General features: G+C 61.1%; 18 protein-coding genes. 10 read left to right on the top strand and 8 right to left on the bottom strand.

The genetic code is table 11. The features are described from left to right. Positions 1-237: 237 nt before the first annotated feature. Positions 238-1,257 (bottom strand): ribose-phosphate pyrophosphokinase, encoded by a 1,020-nt coding sequence (locus tag ACN0SD_RS09985; RefSeq protein WP_417808096.1) that lies wholly within the window; start codon positions 1,255-1,257, stop codon positions 238-240. Positions 1,258-1,371: 114 nt separating this feature from the next. Between ACN0SD_RS09985 and ACN0SD_RS09980 the strand changes: the two genes are divergently transcribed. The 5 genes from ACN0SD_RS09980 to purF all read left to right on the top strand — a co-directional run bounded on the left by ACN0SD_RS09980 (position 1,372) and on the right by purF (position 6,412). Continuing rightward, positions 1,372-1,971 carry a 2-hydroxychromene-2-carboxylate isomerase gene (locus ACN0SD_RS09980; protein WP_417808095.1) on the top strand — a complete coding sequence of 200 codons (600 nt, stop codon included), beginning with the start codon at positions 1,372-1,374 and terminating at the stop codon, positions 1,969-1,971. Beyond that, the gene (locus tag ACN0SD_RS09975; RefSeq protein ID WP_417808094.1) at positions 1,971-2,786 is read left to right on the top strand and encodes an alpha/beta fold hydrolase; all 816 of its coding nucleotides are present in this window, start codon (positions 1,971-1,973) and stop codon (positions 2,784-2,786) included. Before ACN0SD_RS09980 ends, ACN0SD_RS09975 begins: the two co-directional genes overlap by 1 nt. Before the next feature lie 38 nt (positions 2,787-2,824). Beyond that, entirely contained in the window at positions 2,825-4,189 is a 1,365-nt protein-coding gene (radA, locus tag ACN0SD_RS09970) for a DNA repair protein RadA (RefSeq protein WP_417808093.1), read from the top strand. Between the two features lie 22 nt (positions 4,190-4,211). Continuing rightward, positions 4,212-4,826 carry a CvpA family protein gene (locus ACN0SD_RS09965; protein ID WP_417808092.1) on the top strand — a complete coding sequence of 205 codons (615 nt, stop codon included), beginning with the start codon at positions 4,212-4,214 and terminating at the stop codon, positions 4,824-4,826. A gap of 107 nt (positions 4,827-4,933) precedes the next feature. After that, positions 4,934-6,412, top strand: coding sequence for an amidophosphoribosyltransferase (purF, locus tag ACN0SD_RS09960; RefSeq protein ID WP_417808091.1), 1,479 nt, complete (start codon positions 4,934-4,936; stop codon positions 6,410-6,412). Positions 6,413-6,594: 182 nt separating this feature from the next. On the opposite strand, the gene ACN0SD_RS09955 is transcribed toward purF, so the two are convergent. The 3 genes from ACN0SD_RS09955 to ACN0SD_RS09945 are packed head-to-tail and all read right to left on the bottom strand — an operon-like array spanning position 6,595 to position 7,950. Beyond that, positions 6,595-6,981, bottom strand: a complete 387-nt coding sequence (locus ACN0SD_RS09955; protein ID WP_417808090.1) for an MliC family protein — start codon at positions 6,979-6,981, stop codon at positions 6,595-6,597. Then, positions 6,978-7,355: a cell division protein ZapA gene (locus ACN0SD_RS09950; protein ID WP_417808089.1), complete on the bottom strand. Its 378-nt coding sequence runs from the start codon at positions 7,353-7,355 to the stop codon at positions 6,978-6,980. Before ACN0SD_RS09950 ends, ACN0SD_RS09955 begins: the two co-directional genes overlap by 4 nt. Continuing rightward, a complete protein-coding gene (locus tag ACN0SD_RS09945; protein WP_417808088.1) occupies positions 7,348-7,950 on the bottom strand; it encodes a hypothetical protein in 603 nt (200 codons plus the stop codon). The genes ACN0SD_RS09950 and ACN0SD_RS09945 overlap by 8 nt, the downstream gene beginning before the upstream one ends. A 196-nt stretch (positions 7,951-8,146) precedes the next feature. Between ACN0SD_RS09945 and tkt the strand changes: the two genes are divergently transcribed. The 3 genes from tkt to ACN0SD_RS09930 are packed head-to-tail and all read left to right on the top strand — an operon-like array spanning position 8,147 to position 11,963. After that, positions 8,147-10,165, top strand: a complete 2,019-nt coding sequence (tkt, locus tag ACN0SD_RS09940; RefSeq protein WP_417808087.1) for a transketolase — start codon at positions 8,147-8,149, stop codon at positions 10,163-10,165. Between the two features lie 41 nt (positions 10,166-10,206). Then, entirely contained in the window at positions 10,207-11,097 is an 891-nt protein-coding gene (locus ACN0SD_RS09935; protein WP_417808086.1) for a DMT family transporter, read from the top strand. Next, positions 11,094-11,963, top strand: a complete 870-nt coding sequence (locus tag ACN0SD_RS09930; RefSeq protein WP_417808085.1) for a lysophospholipid acyltransferase family protein — start codon at positions 11,094-11,096, stop codon at positions 11,961-11,963. Before ACN0SD_RS09935 ends, ACN0SD_RS09930 begins: the two co-directional genes overlap by 4 nt. A gap of 6 nt (positions 11,964-11,969) precedes the next feature. Here the strand turns inward: ACN0SD_RS09930 and ACN0SD_RS09925 are convergent, their stop codons facing one another. After that, complete coding sequence (locus ACN0SD_RS09925) at positions 11,970-12,842, bottom strand: DUF1223 domain-containing protein (RefSeq protein WP_417808084.1); 873 nt, start codon at positions 12,840-12,842, stop codon at positions 11,970-11,972. 269 nt (positions 12,843-13,111) lie between these two features. Between ACN0SD_RS09925 and acnA the strand changes: the two genes are divergently transcribed. Together acnA and ACN0SD_RS09915 are read left to right on the top strand one after the other, a co-directional pair. After that, positions 13,112-15,859: an aconitate hydratase AcnA gene (acnA, locus tag ACN0SD_RS09920; protein ID WP_417808083.1), complete on the top strand. Its 2,748-nt coding sequence runs from the start codon at positions 13,112-13,114 to the stop codon at positions 15,857-15,859. 135 nt (positions 15,860-15,994) lie between these two features. Further along, complete coding sequence (locus ACN0SD_RS09915) at positions 15,995-16,330, top strand: TM2 domain-containing protein (protein ID WP_417808082.1); 336 nt, start codon at positions 15,995-15,997, stop codon at positions 16,328-16,330. An 84-nt stretch (positions 16,331-16,414) separates the two neighbouring features. On the opposite strand, the gene ACN0SD_RS09910 is transcribed toward ACN0SD_RS09915, so the two are convergent. The 3 genes from ACN0SD_RS09910 to ACN0SD_RS09900 form a co-directional block, all read right to left on the bottom strand. Continuing rightward, entirely contained in the window at positions 16,415-16,597 is a 183-nt protein-coding gene (locus ACN0SD_RS09910; RefSeq protein WP_417808081.1) for a hypothetical protein, read from the bottom strand. A 156-nt stretch (positions 16,598-16,753) separates the two neighbouring features. Then, entirely contained in the window at positions 16,754-18,094 is a 1,341-nt protein-coding gene (locus ACN0SD_RS09905; protein WP_417808080.1) for a ferric reductase-like transmembrane domain-containing protein, read from the bottom strand. A gap of 170 nt (positions 18,095-18,264) precedes the next feature. Then, complete coding sequence (locus tag ACN0SD_RS09900; protein ID WP_417808079.1) at positions 18,265-19,065, bottom strand: heme-dependent oxidative N-demethylase family protein; 801 nt, start codon at positions 19,063-19,065, stop codon at positions 18,265-18,267. Positions 19,066-19,129 lie beyond the last annotated feature (64 nt).

Here is a 19,129-nt window from a genome sequence, read left to right as displayed (position 1 = left end):
CACGGTCTGAACCGGCTAAATTCGCCTACTCGGGTTAGCGCGCGGGAAAAATCCTGTAAAGAAACGTCAGTGCCAAGGCCGCTCTCATGGCAACACCTTCGCGCGAGTCTACCGCGACTCTGCACTCCTCCCCCGTCGTTACCTCGGGTCAGCTGTGCCGCGCCTCGGCGCCGGGCGCACACTAAAAAGCCCGGATCGCTAAGATCCGGGCCTTCAGGTCGAGGTGCCGCACGCGGATCAATCGCGGGTATACATGCCCTCATAAATGGGCGTCAGGGTTTCGGTCTCAAACAACGAGCTAACTGAAGTGCCCGACCATGTGTTCAGAATGGCTTGGGCAAACATCGGCGCGGTGGGCACGATGCGGATATTGGGGCAGGCTTTGACGGTCTCGCTCGGTTCGATGGAATCGGTGATGACCAGCGATTTCATCACCGATTTGCTCACGCGCTCGACTGCGGGGCCCGACAGCACGCCGTGGGTGATATAGGCATGGACCTCAGTCGCGCCCGCCTCCATCAGCACTTCGGCGGCTTTGCACAGCGTGCCTGCCGTGTCGCAAATATCGTCCACGATGATACATTTCTTGCCCGAAACGTCACCGATCACCGTCATCCCTGCGATCTCGCCCGCTTTCTCGCGCCGCTTGTCAACGATCGACAGCGGGGCCTCGATCCGCTTGGCCAGCTCACGCGCCCGCGCCACACCGCCCACATCGGGCGAGACGACCATCACGTCATTCATCTTGCCCTTGAAGTGGTGCAGAATATCCAGCGCGAACACCGGGCTGGCATAAAGGTTGTCCACCGGAATATCGAAGAAGCCCTGAATTTGCGCCGCGTGTAGATCCAGCGTCAGGATGCGATCAACGCCGGATTCGGTCAGCAAGTTCGCCACGAGTTTGGCCGAAATCGGCGTGCGCGCCTTGGTGCGTCGATCTTGGCGCGCATAGCCGAAATACGGGATCACGGCGGTGATGCGATCCGCCGAGGAGCGGCGCAGCGCATCCGACATGATCAGCAATTCCATCAGGTTGTCATTGGCCGGGTTCGAGGTCGACTGGATAATGAACATGTCCTCGCCGCGCACGTTCTCGTAGACTTCGACAAAGATCTCGCCATCGTTAAAGCGTTCAACCCGCGTATCCACCAGCCCCACCGACATCCCCCGATGCATCGACATCCGCCGCGCGATGGAATGCGCCAGCGGGCGGTTCGAGTTTCCGGAAATCAGTTTGGGTTCGGTGACAACAGACATCAGGGCAGTTCCTCGGGGCAGCGCCGGGTCACCCCGACAGGATTCGGTTGATTGCGCCTGCCTTAGCACCGAGGTAGCTTGGCGGCAATTTCCACCGTCAAGAAAGTGTTATCAATGGCGCGGATCGACTATTTTTTCGGCGTATTCAGCCCCTGGACCTATCTCGCAGGCCAGCGACTCGAACAGATCGCCAGCCGCCACGGGGCGAGCATCGCCTACAAACCGCTCGATCTGATCGCGCTGTTTTCCCGCACCGGCGGCACGCCCCCCGCGCAGCGTCCGGCCTGCCGGATGGAGTATCGCATGCAGGAACTCAAACGCTGGTCGGCCAAGTTGGGCATGGCGATGGATTTCACCCCGCCGTTTTTCCCGACCAACCCCGCGCCTGCGTCTTATGCGTTGATTGCCGCGCAAAAGGCGGGCGGCGGTGACATTGGCGGGTTGGCGCATGCAATTGCGCGCGCCTGCTGGGCCGAGGGCAAAGACATCGCCAAGGACGACGTGATCCGCGCCGCCCTTGAGGCCAACGGGTTTTCCGGCGATCTGGTCACAACGGGCTTGTTTGACGGCGCAATTACCTATGAACGCAACCTCGAAGAGGCCGTCGAGCGCGGCGCATTTGGTGCCCCCTTCTATATCGTCGCCGAAACAGACGAGCGGTTTTGGGGCCAAGATCGCCTTGAGCTGTTGGACGACCATCTGGGGACGTTCTAATGGCGCGCGATCTACGCCAAGGCGCGGAAATCGCATGGCAGACCTTTGGGCATGGCGAACGCCCGGCGCTGGCGATCCATTGCACCTTGGGCAACTCCAAGCTTTGGTCCGAGGCACTGATGCCGCTGGCAGGTCAAATCAGCGCCACTGCGTTTGATCAACCCGGTCACGGCCAATCTGCTCCGTGGCGGGGCGATCCGTCGGAGTCCGGCGCATTCCAGACGCTGGTGACTCGGATCGCGGCCAGCTTCATCGAGCGCCCCGTCGATCTGATCGGACATAGTTTTGGCGCCTCGGTGGCGCTGCGCATCGCGGTGGGCGCCCCTGAGGCCGTGCGCTCGCTGACGCTGATCGAACCCGTGCTGTTTGCCGCCCTGCCCGAGAGCGACCCCGAATGGCAGGCGCTGCGCGTCAAGCAAGACCACTTCGAGGCGATGATGGCGGCGGGCGAGCATGAGGGCGCGGCCAAAGGATTTATGCGCGATTGGGGCACCGGCCAGCCTTGGGACAGCTACACCGAGGCACAGCGCGCGCGCTTTATAACGACCATGCCGATGGTGGAAAACATCAGCCGTGCGAATTTCGAAGATCCGGCAGGCATCTCGCGCGACGGCGGGATCGAGGCTATCGACGCGCCGGTGATGATCATTCACGGTGACCGCTCGCCCCCCACCATGCCGCGGGTGGCCGAGGCAATCGCGGCGCGCCTGTCCGATGTCGGCGTCGCCTGCATCAAAGACGCGGGCCATATGCTGCCCGCCACCCATGCCGCGCAATGCGCCGATCTGATCGGTGCCAATCTGGAGCGCTCGTAGCGCTGGACGCGAACGCGCCGCTCTGACAGAAAGACCCGATGGCCAAATCTCCCCCCTCTTTTCGTTGCGCCGAATGCGGTGCCACCCATGCCAAATGGTCAGGGCGCTGCGATGCCTGCGGTGCGTGGAATTCCATCGTCGAGGAAAGCCCGCTATCCAAGGTGCCCGGTTCGGGGCTGGGTGGGGCCAAGGGCAAGCTTATCACGCTGTCCGCCCTTGATACCAAAGAGGCCCCGCCGAAACGTGCCAAAGCGGGCATGGATGAGCTGGACCGCGTTCTGGGCGGAGGGTTGGTGCCCGCCAGCGCCATTCTGGTAGGCGGCGATCCCGGTATCGGGAAATCCACGCTGCTCCTGCAAGCCGCTGCAGCTTTTGCCCGCAAAGGGCTGAAAACGCTTTACATCTCTGGCGAAGAAGCCGCCAGCCAAGTGCGCATGCGCGCCGCGCGTCTTGGGCTGACCGATGCGCCGGTGGGTTTGGGCGCAGAAACCTCGCTGCGCGATATTCTGACCACGCTAGAGGCCGAGCGCCCTGATCTGGTGGTGATCGACTCGATTCAAACCATGTGGTCGGACCGCGTCGAAAGCGCACCCGGTTCCGTCAGCCAGTTGCGCGCCGCCGCGCATGAGCTGGTCAGTTTTGCCAAACGGCGCGGCACGGCGGTGATTTTGGTCGGCCATGTCACCAAAGAGGGTCAGATCGCAGGTCCGCGCGTGATCGAGCATATGGTTGACACGGTGCTATATTTCGAAGGCGAGCGCGGTCATCAATTCCGCATCCTGCGCGCGGTGAAGAACCGCTTTGGCCCCGCCTCAGAAATCGGCGTTTTTGAAATGACCGGTGCGGGGCTGGCCGAGGTCTCCAACCCCTCGGCGCTGTTTCTATCCGAGCGCGGCCAGCCCGCCCCCGGATCAGCCGTGTTTGCCGGCATCGAGGGCACGCGCCCGGTGTTGACCGAGATTCAGGCGCTCGTGGCCCCCTCCTCGCTCGCCTCGCCAAGGCGCACGGTGGTGGGGCTTGATTCGGGGCGAATCTCGACGATTCTGGCGGTGCTGGAATCGCGCTGTGGCATCCCGTTTACCGGTCTTGACGTGTTTCTCAACGTCGCGGGCGGCATGAAAGTCATCGAACCCGCCGCCGATCTGGCCGCCGCCGCCGCGCTTTTGAGTGCCCGAGAAGACACAGCTTTGCCCGCAGATATGGTTATTTTCGGGGAAATCAGCCTGTCTGGTGCTCTTAGACCTGTCGGTCAGGCGGAAAACAGGTTGAAAGAAGCGGCAAAACTTGGTTTTTCACAAGCCATCGCGCCGACCGGCACAAAAGCCGACGGCACAACCGGGATGTCCATGCGTAAGCTGGGAGATCTCGTGACTTTCACGGGCGAGATGTTCGGCGCGGGCTAGCGCGAACAGCACAGGAGCGCAAATGGACGGGTTCACCATCGTTGATGCCATCGTGGCGATTGTCATCATTCTCTCGGCGATCCTCGCCTATTCCCGCGGCTTCGTGCGCGAAGGGCTGGCGATTGTCGGCTGGATCGCGGCGGCCGTGATCGCATATATGTTTGCCAATCAGGCGCGCCCACTGGTGCAGCAAATCCCGGGGCTCGACAAATTTATCGGCAATAGCTGCGAATTGGGCATGATCGGCGGCTTTGCGGTGGTGTTTGCCATTGCTTTGGTGGTGTTTTCGATCCTCACGCCGCTGTTTGCGTCTGCGGTGCAGCGCTCGGCCCTTGGCGGGCTGGATCAGGGGCTGGGCTTTCTGTTTGGCGTGCTGCGTGGCGTGATCTTGGTCGCTGTCGCTTTCGTTGTCTATGACCGCGTGATGGGGAATGACCCGGTCGAGATGGTCGATAATTCGCGCTCGGCCAAAGTGTTTTCACGCATGTCGGGGCAGATGGATGAAACCATGCCCAGCGACGCGCCGGGCTGGATCGTGGCGCGCTATGAGGCGCTGGTGGCGACCTGCACCGCCCCGCAAGGCGAGGGCACAGATCCCGCACGCATTGATGAATTGCCCAGCACTCCGGCAAATTGAGGGTGCCTGAATGACGGTTTTGATAGCGCGAGGGGTTAACACCTCTCGCGTTTCGCTTTAAACGGGCGACAACGCCCTGCCCTTTCGCGTTCATCGGAGCTGCTGCCATGCCCTGCACCGCACCCGCCAAGACCCATTACGCCGACCCCTTTGACGACGACAAGCTGCGCGAGGAATGCGGCGTTTATGGCGTCGTCGGGGTCGCTGACGCGGCCAATTTCGTCGCCCTCGGCCTGCACGCGCTGCAACATCGCGGCCAAGAGGCAGGCGGCATCGTCGCCCATGACGCGGCCACCGGATTCAACTCGGCGCACCGATTTGGCTATGTGCGCGACAATTTCACCAAGTCGAGCCTGATGGAAACGCTGCCCGGCGATGTCGCGATTGGCCATGTGCGCTATTCAACCGCTGGCTCCAAAGGCGCTGTGATCCGCGATATTCAACCCTTCTTTGGCGAGTTTTCGATGGGCGGCTGCGCGGTGGCCCATAACGGCAACCTCACCAACGCCGACTCGCTGCGCCTTGAGCTGATCGAACGCGGCGCGATCTTCCAGTCGTCTTCAGACAGCGAATGCATCATCCATCTGATGGCGCGCTCGATTCAGCGCAAACATGCCGACCGGATCGCGGATGCGCTGCGCCGGGTCGAGGGCGCGTTTTCCATCGTCGCAATGACGCGCACCAAGCTGATCGGCGTGCGTGACCCGCTGGGCGTGCGTCCGCTGGTGCTGGGGAAAATCGGCGAGACGGGCTACGTCCTAAGCTCCGAAACCTGCGCGCTCGACATCATCGGCGCCGAATTCGTGCGCGAGATCGAGCCGGGCGAAATGGTCGTCATCCAAGACGGTCGCGTCGACAGTTCGCGCCCCTTCGGCCCCTCCACCGGACGGTTCTGCATCTTTGAGCACGTCTATTTCTCGCGCCCCGATTCCATCATCGGCGGGCGCTCGATCTATGAAACGCGCCGCGACATTGGGATCGAATTGGCCCGCGAGGCCCCGGTCGATGCCGATCTGGTCTGCCCCGTTCCCGATAGCGGCACCCCCGCAGGCATCGGTTTCAGCCAAGAAAGCGGCATCCCCTTTGCCCTTGGCATCACGCGCAACCAATATATGGGCCGCACCTTCATTGAGCCGACCGAGCAGATCCGCAACATGGGCGTGCGCCTCAAGCTCAACGTCAACAAGGCGCTGATCAAGGGCAAGCGGGTGATTTTGGTGGACGACTCGGTTGTGCGCGGCACTACCTCGCGTAAGATCAAGGATATGATCCTCGATGCTGGCGCGAAAGAGGTGCACTTCCGCATCGCCTCCCCGCCCACCGCATGGCCCTGTTTCTACGGCGTCGACACGCCCAATCGTGACAAGCTGCTGGCGGCCCAGATGAGCGAAGAAGAAATGCGCGAATGGGTCGGCGTGGATTCACTTAAATTCATCTCGCTCGACGGGCTTTACCGCGCCGTGGGCGAAGCTGGCGGGCGCAACAACGCATGTCCGCAATATTGTGATGCCTGCTTCTCGGGTGAATATCCGGTCACGCCTTCGGATCAGATCGAAAAGGGTTTCCAGATGAAGGCCGCCGAGTAAGCCTTTCATCTAACTAAAAATACTCCCGCCGGAGACTCCAGCGGTCGCACTAAAAAATAGCGGTTAATGGTGAGGGATGCACTTACAAACCGTGCCTGCCCTACGCTTGCGCTCCGGGCGCTCGCCAATTTGAACGCTCCACTGGAACGTTCAATCCGTGCGCTGCGCGCGCGGACCTTGGCTCACTCCTCCTGACACCCGCTTAGAAGACTTTGCGACTCGCCATCCTCGGATATCCAGTCCAGCGTTGCACTAGAGCCTTTGGTCCACCAGACATAGCCCGCCTCGCCCTCGCCATCCTCGGCATATTTCGCACCGTCTGCCGAGCGCACAAGGCTCATCACCACCATTCGCCCTTCAAGCATCAGCACGACGCGCTGCGGATCACTATCGTTGAGATAAGCGGCGGGCACACGCGCGCCCCGCTCGCAGCTATAGATGCGGGTGATCACGCCATCTGCGGCAGACGATCCCTCAAGCGGGGCAAGTCGATCAGGCGCTGGCGGGGTATCTTGCGCAAAAACAGGTGCGGCCAACAGCACGCACAGCGCACAGGCAAACGCCCTCATACTTGCTCCTCAACCCGGTCCGCCAACGCTTCGGCGCGCGCGGCAATCTCGGCCAACGAGTCGGTCACCTCGGTGGGCACAACCGCCACTTCGACCTGTGCGGGATTGGCCTGCAACTCGTCGATGCGGGCTTGCAACTCGCCCGCCTTGTTTTGCGCCTCGCGTAGCTGATCCTCGACACCTGCGGCCTTATCGGCCAGCATCAAACCCGCCATAAGCAACATCCGCGTCTCGGGCATTCGCCCGATCTGGCCCAGCAAAACCTGTGCCTCATTATCCAGCATCAAGGCAGCGGTGCGCAGAAAATGCTCTTCGCCTTGCTGGCAGGCCACCTGAAAATCGCGCCCACCGATGGAAATGGTCAAGTCAGGCATCTTGCGACTCCTCTTCGTCCTGCGACAGGATCGGGGCGAGCCCGTCAAGGATTTCGCCCAGCTCGTTGGCCTCACTGGCCCGCGCGGCGCGCAAGGCGGTCAACTCGGCCATTAACGCCTCCTCAGAAAACGCCACGCCCTCATCCATCAGCTTGCGATTGGACGCGATCAGCGCAGTGTTAGCAGCTTTCAGCGCGGCCACCTCTTTGAATGCAGCTTCTTGGGCGCGCACAGCGGCTCCGTATTTACGCTCCATCGCGTTCAGCGTTGTGTCTTGTTTTTCGCGGATCGCGCGCACGCGTTCAGACAGTTGCGCATTGGCCTCGCGCTCGGCCTCCAGCGCCGCTTGTAGCTGCGCGACCTCTGCGGCGGGTGCAGACGCAACCGGTTCGGGAGCCGGTTCAACGGCTTCAACCGCAGCCTCAGCCGGGGGCTCAATTTCGGCTTCGGGCGCTGCTTGCTCTGTCTCAGACGCAGGCTCAAACTCTGGCTCCGCAGCCGGTGCCACCCGTTTTTGCGCCAGCACCTCAACCCCGCGCCCGATCCTCTCGAGCGCAAATGAAATGCGCCGTTCGTATTCGGCAATCTCGCTCATACGCGCCTCCTCCTCGGTCTGATATCCTGCCTGCGACTCGAATCGCCGTCATGCACGAAATTTTACGCAGTTTAACCCTGTTGCGCACCCCAAGCCCACCCTTTTGCCTCAAGCACTTGTGGGCCATGCTTGATCTTGCCCCGATCCCTGCTATCAGAGGGCGCAAACGCTCATCTGTCGCCTGAAAGGAACCGCCATGGAAATCGAAGAGCTGCGCAAGGCCCATCCCGAACACTGGAAACTGGCCTCGGCGGTCCGCGCGCTGGCGATGGACGCGGTGCAGGCCGCAAATTCCGGGCATCCCGGCGCGCCCATGGGGCTGGCCGATGTTGCGACCGTGCTGTTTTCCAAGCACTTGAAGTTCGATGCGAAAGCACCGAAATGGGCCGACCGCGACCGTTTCGTGCTGTCGGCGGGCCATGCCTCGATGTTGGTCTATGCGCTGCTGCATCTGGCAGGCGATGAACAAGTCACGCTGGAGCAGATTAAGAATTTCCGCCAGATGGGCGCGTTGACGGCGGGCCATCCCGAAAACTTCCTACTCGACGCGGTGGAAACCACCACTGGCCCGCTGGGTCAGGGGATCGCGACCGCCGTGGGCATGGCAATTGCCGAAGAATCGCTGCGCGCGCATTGGGGCAAAAAGCTGGTCGATCACCGCACTTGGGTGATCGTGGGCGATGGCTGCCTGATGGAGGGGATTTCCCAAGAGGCCATCGGTCTGGCGGGCATGCAAGAGCTGAACAACCTGATCGTGCTGTGGGACAACAATGACATCACGATTGATGGCCGCGTCTCGATTTCGGACAAAACCGATCAGCGCGCGCGCTTTGCCGCCTCGGGCTGGAGCGTGCTGCATTGCGACGGTCACGACCCGGCCGATATCGACCGCGCGCTGACCGAAGCCAAGGCAGCCAAAGGCCCGGTTCTGGTGGATTGCAAAACCATCATCGGCTTTGGCGCACCCAATAAGTCGGACAGCTATGCCGCCCACGGCGCGCCCTTGGGCGATGAGGAAATCGCGCGCACCAAGGCGATTTACGGCTGGAATTACGGCCCGTTCGAGATTCCCGCCGATGTGAAATCGGCTTGGGAAGCGATTGGATCGCGCGGCGCGGCTGCACGCAGCGAATGGGAAGAGCGTTTTGCCGCGCTATCGGACAGCAAGCGCGGCGAATTCACCCGCATCATGACCGGCACCGTATCGAAAAAACTTGTCGGCGCGATCCGTCGTTTCAAGAAAGAGCAAGCCGAGGCCGCCCCCAAAGTCGCCACTCGCAAGGCCAGCGAAATGGTGCTGAACGTGATCAACCCGATCTGTCCCGAAACACTGGGCGGCTCGGCGGATCTGACTGGCTCGAACCTGACGAAATCTAAGGAAATGTCGGTTTTCAATCCGCAAAACCGCAAGGGCCGCTACATCAATTACGGCATCCGTGAACACGGTATGGCGGCGGCGATGAACGGGCTGTTCCTGCATGGCGGCGTGCGCCCCTATGGCGGGACGTTCTTTTGTTTCACCGATTACGCGCGCGGTGCGATGCGCCTGTCTGCACTGATGAAAGTGCCGACCGTTTACGTCATGACCCATGACAGCATCGGGCTTGGCGAAGATGGCCCGACCCACCAGCCGGTCGAGCATCTCGCGATTTGCCGCGCCACGCCCAACACGCTGACCTTCCGCCCCGCCGATGTGGTGGAAACCGCCGAGGCGTGGGAAATCGCGATGAGCCAAGAGGGCACGCCCTCGGTTCTCGCACTCAGCCGGCAGGGCCTGCCCACGTTGCGCACCGAATACAAGCCGCAAAACCTGACGGCGAAGGGCGCCTATGTCATCGCCGAGGCCGATGGCAAGCGTCAGGCGATCCTGATGGCGACGGGCTCTGAGGTGGAAATCGCGATGAAAGCGCGCGAGATTTTGCAAGCGCAGGCGATTGGCACGCGAGTCGTCTCGATGCCCTGCATGGAGTTGTTCGCAGCCCAAGACGAAAGCTATCGCAAGCGCATCCTGCCGCCCAATTCGGTGCGTGTCGCCGTTGAGGCCGCCGTGCGTCAACCGTGGGATCGCTGGCTTCTGGGCGAGCGGGGCCGCGAGGCCAAGGCCGGGTTTGTCGGCATGGATCGCTTTGGCGCATCCGCCCCCGCCCCCGAGCTGTATGAAAAGTTCGGCATCACCCCCGAGGCCGTGGCCGACAAGGTCAAAGCCCTGCTCTGATGGCGCTGCCCACCATCAAGACCGTTTCGAGGGGGCCCGCCGTGGTCCCCTCTTTTCATCCCGACCGACCCGGTCTGGCGGTGGCCTTTATGCTGGGCGCGTTTTCCATGCTGACCCTGATGGATGCGTTCGCGAAACTGCTGGGTCAGGGCTATCATCCGCTGCTGATCGTCTGGGCGCGGTTCGGGGTGAATGCGCTGGTGTTAGGTGCAATATTCGGGCGCTCGGTGCCGCGCCGGTTGCGCACGCGACAGCCCGGTTTGCAGGCCGGACGCGCGCTGTTCCAGATGGGCGCCATTGTCGCCTTCTTTTTTGCGCTGCGCTATATCGGGCTGGCGCAGGCTACCGCCTTGGGCGATCTGAACCCGGTGATCGTGACACTTGGCGCGGCGCTATTTCTGGGTGAGCGGCTGGGCGTGCATCGCATCTTCGGCATCGTGGCGGCTTTTGTTGGCGCGATGATTATCTTGCGCCCCGGCACCGGCATGTTTCACCCCGCAGCCCTACTGGCGCTGGCGGCAGCGTTCAGCTTTGCAGGCGCGGTTCTGCTGACGCGGCAGGTGCGCGGCGACAGTGCGGCGACCTCGCAGCTTTGGTCCTCGCTGGTCGGTCTGGCGCTGTCGTCGCTGGCCTTGCCCTTCATCTGGCAACCCATCGCTTGGGGAGATCTGTGGGTTTTCGCAGGCCTCGGTCTGGCGGGCAGTCTTAGTCAATTCCTGCTGATCCGCGCCTTTTCGCTGGCCGAGGCAGGCACGTTGGCGCCCTTTGGCTATTCGGGCCTGATATTCGCCTCGTTCTGGGGCTGGCTGATGTTTGACCAGCTCCCTGATGGCGCGACGATCCTCGGGGCGCTTGTGATCATCGGTGCGGGGCTTTATGTCTGGTCGCGTGAGCGCCGCGCGGCGCGCCTTCCAACAGTCAGCCCGCGATGAAAAACGACACGCCCTCCCTCTCAGATCGCCTCTCTAACGCCGCTTTTGTGACGGTGATGAAGCTGGTGCAAATGCTGCCCTACGAGCGGCGCATCCCGCTGGCAGGACGTCTGGTTTCGCGCGCCGCCCCGTTGCTTGGGTTTTCGCGTCGGGTGCGAGAAAACCTGGCGCTCACCTGCCCCGATCTGCCCGAGGCCGAGGTCAAACGGCTGGAACGCGCCGTGCCTGACCGACTGGGCCGGATGCTGGCCGAGATTTACTCAGGCGAGGAATTTTTGACCCGTGTGCGCGATCTGCCCATCGAAGGCCCCGGTGCCGAGGCGCTGGCATTGGCCCATGCCGAGGGCCGTCCCGTGGTTCTGGCCGTGGGGCATTTTGGCAATTACGACGCGTGGCGCGCGGCGCTGTCGGCGCGCGGTTACCGCGTCGGCGCGATCTATCGCCCGATGAATAACGCCGCCTTTAACGAGCAATATGTCGCCGCGATTTCCGCCATTGCCGAGCCGCTGTTTTCACGCTCGCGCCGCGGTCTTGCCGAGATGATGAAATTCCTGCGCGATGGCGGGATGGTCGCGTTCGGCTTTGATCAGTATTTCAAGCGCGGTGCCGATCTGACGTTTTTCGGCCAGCCTGCGCGCACGCCGCTTTCGGCAGCGGAAATGGCGTTGAAAATGCACGCCGATCTGATCCCGGTCTATGCGATCCGCCAGAAAGATGGGCTCAGCTTCCGTATCGTGGTCGAGGCCCCAATTCCCCTTAGCGACGCCGAAACCATGACGCAGGCACTCAATGATGCTCTAGAGGCGCGGGTGCGCGAGAATATGGATCAATGGTTCTGGATTCACCGCCGCTGGAAGCAGCGGTAGGCGCGCTTAATCAAGCCGACCAGCGGCCAAAATCTTGCCCGGCAGCGGCACGCCCTGCACCGGTTGCGCGGCCTGCACGATCACAACGCCCGGATCATCGCCATCCAGATCAACCTTGATCTGGGTTTTCGACTTGCCGTCCCATTCTGCAATCGCATGCCATTCGGTCACGATATTGCGGTAATCAATTGTCTGCCCCGCGTTCTCGCCGCGCAAGATAGCGATGCGCGCCTCGGGCATGTAGCGCACGATCTGCACCACGGCAGGCGCACTGAGCTGCGGATCGGCCGACAGCACCACCTCATACTTCCCGTCCGAGCCGCTAATTTTCAGATTAACCGATTCGGCTTCGCTGCTTTGCTGGGCGATTGCGGCGTTCAGCTCGTCTTTTTGCACGCCAACCAGCGCCGTCGTACCGCCCACGATCATCTGGGGCGTGTAAACGGTGCGCTCTCGGGCGGCGCGGGCATAGGCTTTCTGGCGCGCGGTAAATTCGGCTTTGCCAAAGGGGTCTTTCCAACCAAGGTAATCCCAGTAATCGACATGCAGTGCGAGCGCGATTACATCGTCGCGATCCGCATATGCCTGAAACAGCGCATCTGCGGGCGGGCAAGACGAACAGCCCTGCGAGGTGAACAGCTCGACCACGACGGGTCTATGGGCGATCGCGCTATTGGCCACCATCGAACGCACCATCGCATCCGAGGCATTGCGCTTCATACCAGGCGGAGAATCGGGATTGGCGGCTTGTGTATCGGGCGCTTGCGCGGACGGGCCTGCGGGGGTCGATTGCGCGAAACCATCACCGGGCAACGAAAAACCACCGACTGCCAAAGCAAGACAGACCGTTACCGAAGCACTGATCCCTGCGCGTACCATTGAACCCCTTCTCGAAACTCCCGTTGTTATATCTAGCGCTGACGCCCGCACCAGAGCCAATCAAGGTTTTGCGAGATTTCTTTGCACAACTGTTACTCTCATGGGCAGAATCATGCACAGCCCCTGTTTTATGCGGTTTTCCGCCTGATCCACCCGCCTTTGTGTGCAATGGTATACAAAAAATAGCACGCGCCTCTTGAACGCGCGCGCCGCTTGGGGCAAACACAGTTGCAGCGACACCCTTAGACCCCATGAAGGGAGGCCATCTCATGCCCATCGTCACCGGTAAAGACTCTGCCAAGACACGCCGCGAGCTAAACGTCGGCGCAAAGAAATTCACCTATTATTCGATCCCAGCCGCCACCGAGGCAGGCTTGGGCGACTTTTCCAAGCTGCCCGCTTCGCTGAAAGTGGTGCTGGAAAACCTACTCCGCTTTGAAGATGACGGGTTCACCGTCTCGGTCGATGACATCAAAGCGTTCGGCGAATGGGCGCAAAAGGGCGGCAAAAACCCGCGCGAGATCGCCTACCGCCCGGCCCGCGTTTTGATGCAGGATTTCACCGGCGTTCCCGCCGTTGTAGACCTTGCAGCCATGCGCGACGGCATCAAAGGCCTTGGCGGCGATGCGCAAAAGATCAACCCGCTGGTCCCAGTGGATCTGGTCATTGACCACTCGGTGATGATCGACGAATTCGGCACCCCGCGCGCGTTTCAGATGAACGTGGATCGCGAATACGAGCGCAATATCGAGCGCTACCAATTCCTCAAATGGGGGCAAACTGCGTTTGAAAACTTCCGCGTGGTGCCGCCGGGCACCGGCATCTGCCACCAGGTGAACCTGGAATATCTGGCGCAAACCGTCTGGAGCGACAAGGATCAGACCGGCGCTGAAGTCGCCTATCCCGATACGCTGGTGGGCACCGATTCCCACACCACGATGGTCAACGGCGCGGCCGTTCTGGGCTGGGGTGTTGGCGGGATTGAGGCCGAAGCAGGGATGCTGGGCCAGCCGATCTCGATGCTGATTCCCGAAGTTGTGGGCTTTAAGCTGACGGGCGCGATGGTCGAAGGCACCACCGGCACCGACCTCGTGCTCAAAGTCGTGGAAATGCTGCGCGCCCATGGCGTGGTTGGCAAATTCGTTGAATTCTACGGCGAAGGGCTGGATCACCTGCCGCTGGCTCAGCGCGCAACGATCGCCAACATGGCGCCCGAATATGGCGCGACCTGTGGCTTCTTCCCGGTTGATGATGAAACCCTGCGCTATCTCGAGCAGACCGGTCGCGACAAGGACCGTATCGCGCTGGTCGAAGCTTATGCCAAAGAAAACGGCATGTGGCGCGGGGCCGATTACGCACCGATCTACTCATCCACGCTGGAACTCGACATGGGCACGATCGTGCCAGCAATCTCGGGCCCCAAACGCCCTCAAGATTACCTGCCGCTGACCACTGCGGCGGCTGCGTTCGAAGAGGTGATCAGCGAATTCCGCGGCAAGGACGACTCCGACGCTGCACATGACATGGCAGCCGAGGGCCCGATCCCGACCAAAACGATCAAAGCCAAGACCGCCAAGGTCGAAGGCGAGGATTACGAACTGCGCGATGGTTCTGTCGTGATCGCCTCGATCACGTCGTGCACCAACACCTCCAACCCCTATGTGATGATTGCCGCCGGTTTGGTGGCGCGCAAAGCCCACGCATTGGGTCTGAACCGCAAGCCTTGGGTGAAAACCTCGCTCGCGCCAGGATCACAGGTTGTGTCGGAATATCTTGAGGCCGCGAACCTGCAAGACGATCTGGATGCAATCGGCTTTGACCTTGTGGGCTATGGCTGCACCACCTGCATCGGTAACTCTGGCCCGCTGCAACCCGAGATTTCCAAAGCGATCAACGACAATGACCTGATCGCTACCTCGGTGCTGTCGGGGAACCGCAACTTTGAAGGGCGCATCAGCCCCGATGTGCGTGCCAACTACCTTGCATCGCCGCCCCTCGTGGTGGCCTATGCGCTGGCAGGTGACATGAATATCGACCTGACCACCGAGCCTTTGGCGCAAACCCCCGATGGCAAGGATGTCTACCTCAAGGATATCTGGCCCACCGACAAGGAAATCGCCGATCTGGTGCAAAAGGTCGTCACCCGCGACAAGTTCATCGAGAAATACGCCGATGTCTTTAAGGGCGACGAAAAGTGGCAGGCCGTGGACGTGTCGGGCGGGGAAACCTATGACTGGCCGCCGACCTCGACCTACATCCAGAACCCGCCCTATTTCCAAGGCATGTCTGCTGAGGCTGGCACGATCTCGGATGTCAAAGGCGCAGGCATTCTGGCCGTGCTGGGCGATTTCGTCACCACCGACCACATCTCGCCAGCGGGTTCGTTCAAACCCGATACGCCTGCGGGCAAATATCTGGTCGAGCGTCAGGTCGCGCCGAAAGACTTCAACTCCTACGGCTCGCGTCGCGGGAACCACGAAGTCATGATGCGCGGCACGTTTGCCAACATCCGCATCAAGAACGAGATGCTTGATGGCGTCGAGGGCGGCTACACCAAAGGCCCCGATGGCAAGCAAACCTCGATCTATGACGCCGCGATGGCCTATGAGAAACTGGGCAAACCGCTGGTGATCTTTGGTGGTGAGCAATATGGCGCGGGCTCGTCGCGTGACTGGGCGGCCAAGGGCACCAACCTGCTGGGCGTCAAGGCCGTGATCGCGGAAAGCTTCGAGCGTATCCACCGCTCGAACCTTGTTGGCATGGGCGTGATCCCGTTCGAGTTTACCGATGGCATGACCCGCAAGGATCTGAATCTGACGGGCGAGGAAGAGGTTTCGATCACCGGGCTGGAAGGCGATATCAAGCCGCAGTCGATCGTGCCCTGCACCATCAAATATGCGGATGGCTCGACCAAGGAGATCAAGCTGAAAAGCCGGATCGATACCGCAGTCGAGATCGAATACCTGCGCAATGGCGGCGTGCTGCATTACGTGCTGCGCAACCTCGCCAAATCCTGAATTCAGGCGTGAAAAAGTTGGAACGGCCCGTGGGAAACCACGGGCTTTTTCTTTTTCTTGCCCTAATGTTTCCACGATCCGATCACGAAACCGTGCGATCCAGCGTCATCGAGACATTATTTTCATGAGGCAAAAATGACTTTATCGACCGAACAGCAGATGCTGATTGAACAACGTATCACCAATGACGGGAAATCCACCGTTGTCGCCTATCTTCTCTGGTTTTTTCTGGGTGGCTTGGGCGTGCATCGCTTTTACATGGGCAAAACCGGAACTGGATTTGTTCAGCTTGCGCTCTTCATTCTCGGATGGCTGACGCTTGTCGTCTATATCGGGTTTGCGTTGCTGATCCCGCTCGGTATCTGGGTGCTCGTCGATGCCTTCCTGATCCCTTCAATGGCAAGCCAATCGCGTCAAGACATGCGCGCTCAGTTGACAAGCCAGATGGGTGCTGGCGTTCCTGCCGTTTGATCCGCTGACTTGTGATGAAAAGGCCCCGCGATTGCGGGGCCTTTTGCATGATCACTTGGGCGGGAAACCCGAAACCACTGCGGGTTAGGTCTTTTCCGCGTCCGGTTCGCTCTCTTTCGCGGCCTTGGCGGCTACTTGCGATGTCGGCGCGGGCTGGGACTGAAAGCCTTGACGCCTTGCGCCACGCGACCTCGCCTGACCAACGGGGGCGGGCTCTGCGAGAAATGCGGCAAGATCGAACTTCGGCTTCATGGAAAACATGGTCATCGGGGGATGCCTTTCTTTAGCGCGAAACATCGCGCCTCTGAAGACGATATGGGGTCGCGCACCCCGATTTGTAAGCCGCACAGGCCGTATTCGCTTAACTATCGCGCATTTCGCCCTGCCCCCTTGTCCTGACGGCAGCGGGGCAAGGCGATGCATTCAGCGCATGTTGAACAGCTCCTGATGGTAATCGCGTGCGGGCAGGCCGTTGGCGATCAGATCCTGGCGCAGCGCCTGTCCAAACCCGGCGGGGCCGCAGAACCAGACCGAGGCCGCTTTCCAATCCGGCACCAACGCGCGCAGGCGCGCGCCCGTCAGAAAGCCATCGCGATCATCGACCAGAACGTGAAGAGCAACTCCTGCGGCCTTGGCATCCGCCTTGAGCAGATCCAGCGCTTCGGTGGACATCTCTTTCGTCGAATGGATCAGATCGACCGAGCACGCCCCACCGGTCCGCGCCAGATGCTTCATGCGCGCAATAAAGGGCGTGATGCCGATACCGCCGCCAATCCAGACCTGCCGCTTACGGGAATCATCAAAGGTGAATCGCCCGTAGGGACCTTCGACAATCGCCTTGCCGCCCGGTTTCAGCGTCTCGGGCAGGAGTTCCGTGTAATCCCCCAAGCCCTTAGTGATGAACATAACCTCGCGCGTCGCTGGGTCCCAGGCCGAGGCAATGGTAAACGGGTGTTTGCCCTCTTTCGGATCAAAGGTGACAAAGGCGAACTGCCCCGGCTTGTGGCCTTTCCAGCCCTCTTCCAACGTCACATTGATCTCGGTGGTGCGCACTTCCGGCAAGGTGCGGGTGTGTGCGATCACACCCGTAACCTGTTTGCTCCGCCCGATCCGACGCATGAGCGCCAAGATCGCCGAGATCACCCCGCCCGCCATCAGCACGCCCATCACAATGCCCAAAGGCTGCGTCCAGGCCGAGAAGTTCAGCAACACCACCGCATGTCCGACCAGCGCCAGATAGGCGATGGCGATCAGCGTATGGGTCGAGACGAAATATTTGTAGGGAAAGCGCTTGATCAAGGCGAGCGCGATGAACAGCACGGCGGCGTAAAAGGCCCATTCGCCCACGACCTCGGCGGTGCCGCGCATACTGTTGAAAAAGCTTTGGATCGCGCCAATATCCGTGGCGCCTGCGGGGCGCGGCCCGCGTTGGGGGGCCTCGATCAGCCCAAGGCCGACCATCCATTTCGGCCCCTGTGTGAACCCCCAATGCAGGATCGAGGTCACCAGCGCCGAAATTCCCAGCCATTTGTGCAACCGATAGGATTTATCAAGCCCGTTCAGCCAGCCCTCCAGCCAACTCGCGCGCGTCGCCAAGATCATCGCGACACTCATCGCGCCAATGCTGAGAACGCCGCTATATTGCACCAGCAGGTTGCGGATGGCGATGAAGCTCAGCGTTCCAGGCAAGGGCAGGTTCGCAGCCAGCCAGAGTGCGCTCAGCACGGCGGGAAGGGTCCAGAGGGCGATTTTTATGTTTCTCATGGCTTGGTGCCTATTGTCTTTCTGCATGTGCGAGATGCGCGCGTTCCATTGGCTCCTACGCGCTGCAGAAGGGTTTCCGTCGCCCATGTGGCCCAAGACAGGGGATAAAAAACAAATCTGCGAAAAAAGATGTGGGAGATCGCGTAGCGGATCGTGCCAATACTCCCTGTTCAATCCGCCAGCCGGATCGGAAATTCCTCCAGCGCAGCCGCCTGTTCAGAACTCAGCGACTCGGGGCGCACGATCTGAGTATGGATGGAAAACACCACTGCGCGGGTATTTGGCAGGCGCACAAGCCCCTGACGCTCGACCCGGATGAATGGCGAGGCGATAGTGCCATGCGTATAGTCGTATTCCGAGCGCGGATCGGCCAAAAATGCGTCGGAATGAGACGCCGTGCCGCGCATCAGCCCGCGCCCCGGCTGCACCCCGTCCATCAGGCGTTGCACGCGCCGCCCCAGATCGTCGGTGTAAACCTCGATCGGGTCGTGGATGCGCATCATCGCGCGCATGAATTTCTCGCGCAGCCGCCAGCCCGAGGGGAAACACAGCACGCCGCCGCTCAGCACATGCTCGCCCTGCCCTGTGTCGTCAGGGTCAGATTGCAGTAGGCACAGATCCTCTTGCACCAGCCGCCCCAACGTCATCAGGGGCGCGTTACGATCCAGCGCTACTTCGCGCCCGTCGGGGCAGATCGCCACGTCATTTTGTAGATCAAATCCAAGCCCCGGCAGCAACGCGAGAATCATCTCATACAACTCTACCGCCGCAGCATGCGCGCAGGGCGCAAGCGCATGCACCTGATCTTGCGTCTCACTCAGCAGCCGCTCGCGTAGCGCCATCTGCGCGCCATACGCGCTATCCACCTCAAGCCAATCTTCGGGCGCAAGCGGCACCACGCCGGGTAGCTTGCGCGTGCGCGGATCGACCCAAGGGGCAAAGCTAAGCGAGGTCTGCAAGATCGGTTCCATCTGCCCAGATTGGCGCGCAATACGCGCCCAGACAACTCGTGTTTTCGCGTGGGCGGGCTTGCAA

Source organism: Thioclava sp. (assembly GCF_048263065.1).
Lineage (GTDB): Bacteria > Pseudomonadota > Alphaproteobacteria > Rhodobacterales > Rhodobacteraceae > Thioclava.
Note: the sequence above shows the minus strand (reverse complement) of the source record. Positions and strands in the feature narration are given on the sequence as shown.

Bases quoted from the DNA above. Each gene is read 5' to 3' on its own strand.
- ACN0SD_RS09985 (WP_417808096.1), bottom strand. From the start codon at position 1,257: ATGTCTGTTGTCACCGAACCCAAACTGATTTCCGGAAACTCGAACCGC.
- ACN0SD_RS09980 (WP_417808095.1), top strand. From the start codon at position 1,372: ATGGCGCGGATCGACTATTTTTTCGGCGTATTCAGCCCCTGGACCTAT.
- ACN0SD_RS09975 (WP_417808094.1), top strand. From the start codon at position 1,971: ATGGCGCGCGATCTACGCCAAGGCGCGGAAATCGCATGGCAGACCTTT.
- radA (WP_417808093.1), top strand. From the start codon at position 2,825: ATGGCCAAATCTCCCCCCTCTTTTCGTTGCGCCGAATGCGGTGCCACC.
- ACN0SD_RS09965 (WP_417808092.1), top strand. From the start codon at position 4,212: ATGGACGGGTTCACCATCGTTGATGCCATCGTGGCGATTGTCATCATT.
- purF (WP_417808091.1), top strand. From the start codon at position 4,934: ATGCCCTGCACCGCACCCGCCAAGACCCATTACGCCGACCCCTTTGAC.
- ACN0SD_RS09955 (WP_417808090.1), bottom strand. From the start codon at position 6,981: ATGAGGGCGTTTGCCTGTGCGCTGTGCGTGCTGTTGGCCGCACCTGTT.
- ACN0SD_RS09950 (WP_417808089.1), bottom strand. From the start codon at position 7,355: ATGCCTGACTTGACCATTTCCATCGGTGGGCGCGATTTTCAGGTGGCC.
- ACN0SD_RS09945 (WP_417808088.1), bottom strand. From the start codon at position 7,950: ATGAGCGAGATTGCCGAATACGAACGGCGCATTTCATTTGCGCTCGAG.
- tkt (WP_417808087.1), top strand. From the start codon at position 8,147: ATGGAAATCGAAGAGCTGCGCAAGGCCCATCCCGAACACTGGAAACTG.
- ACN0SD_RS09930 (WP_417808085.1), top strand. From the start codon at position 11,094: ATGAAAAACGACACGCCCTCCCTCTCAGATCGCCTCTCTAACGCCGCT.
- ACN0SD_RS09925 (WP_417808084.1), bottom strand. From the start codon at position 12,842: ATGGTACGCGCAGGGATCAGTGCTTCGGTAACGGTCTGTCTTGCTTTG.
- acnA (WP_417808083.1), top strand. From the start codon at position 13,112: ATGCCCATCGTCACCGGTAAAGACTCTGCCAAGACACGCCGCGAGCTA.
- ACN0SD_RS09915 (WP_417808082.1), top strand. From the start codon at position 15,995: ATGACTTTATCGACCGAACAGCAGATGCTGATTGAACAACGTATCACC.
- ACN0SD_RS09910 (WP_417808081.1), bottom strand. From the start codon at position 16,597: ATGACCATGTTTTCCATGAAGCCGAAGTTCGATCTTGCCGCATTTCTC.
- ACN0SD_RS09905 (WP_417808080.1), bottom strand. From the start codon at position 18,094: ATGAGAAACATAAAAATCGCCCTCTGGACCCTTCCCGCCGTGCTGAGC.
- ACN0SD_RS09900 (WP_417808079.1), bottom strand. From the start codon at position 19,065: ATGGAACCGATCTTGCAGACCTCGCTTAGCTTTGCCCCTTGGGTCGAT.